This window comes from Ralstonia sp. RL, from assembly GCF_001683835.1.
GTDB lineage: Bacteria > Pseudomonadota > Gammaproteobacteria > Burkholderiales > Burkholderiaceae > Ralstonia > Ralstonia mannitolilytica.
Window position 1 is genome coordinate 1 of the sequence record NZ_LWRX01000201.1, and the last position, 919, is coordinate 919.

General features: G+C 65.2%; 1 protein-coding gene. It reads right to left on the reverse strand.

All coding sequences use genetic code 11. The annotated features are described in order from the left end of the window. A partial coding sequence (locus A6M56_RS18870; protein WP_286758330.1) for an efflux RND transporter permease subunit occupies positions 1-814 on the reverse strand: 814 nt, incomplete at its 3' end. Between the last annotated feature and the right edge of the window lie 105 nt (positions 815-919).

Genomic DNA, 919 nt, shown 5'->3' on the forward strand with positions numbered 1-919 from the left:
GATCGACGGTGCCGCGATGGACGCGGGCGATGTCGCCCAGCCGGAAGCTGCGGTTGCCGGCGCGGATCAGCGTGTCGGCAACCGCCTGCACCGAGTCGAAAGCGCCGCCCGGGCGGATCTGGATGCGTTCGCGTTCGGTTTCGAAGAAGCCGCTGCCGGTCACGGCGTTCTGCTGGGCCAGCGCCTGCACGATGGTGGCCTGGTCGATCCCGAGCGTCGCCAGCTTGGCATTGGCGAGATCGACGAAAATCTTTTCGTCCTGGATGCCGAAAATTTCCACCTTGCCGACGTTCGGAACGCGCAGCAGCTCGTCGCGGATGCGCTCGGCCTGGTCCTTCAGTTGCGGATAGTCGAGGCCGTCGCCGGTCAGGGCGTAGATATTGCCGAAGACATCGCCGAATTCGTCGTTGAAGAACGGCCCCTGGATACCGGCCGGCAGCGTGTGGCGGATGTCGCCGACCTTCTTGCGCACCTGATAAAACACATCCGGCACGTTGCCGGGGGGCGTGCTGTCCTTGACGAAGAACATCACGGTCGATTCCCCGGGCCGCGAGAAGCTCGAAACGCGGTCGATGAACGGTGTTTCCTGCAATTTCTTCTCGATCTTGTCGGTCAGCTGCTGTTCGACCTGGCGTGCCGTGGCGCCCGGCCACAGGGTGCGAATGACCATGATCTTGAAGGTGAAGGGCGGGTCCTCGGCCTGGCTCAGGCGGCCGTAGGCGACGATGCCCATCAGCGCGATGGCGAGCAGGAAATAGCCGACCAGCGTACGGTGGTGCAGCGTCCAGTCGGACAGGTTGAAGCGCTGGCTCACGGCTTAACGCTGGCGGGAAGGCGGTGTCGCCGGGCGGGGCTGGACGGCCTGGCCATCGACCAGCCGCAGGCCGCCGCTGATGATCACCGGTTCGCCGGCCGTCAG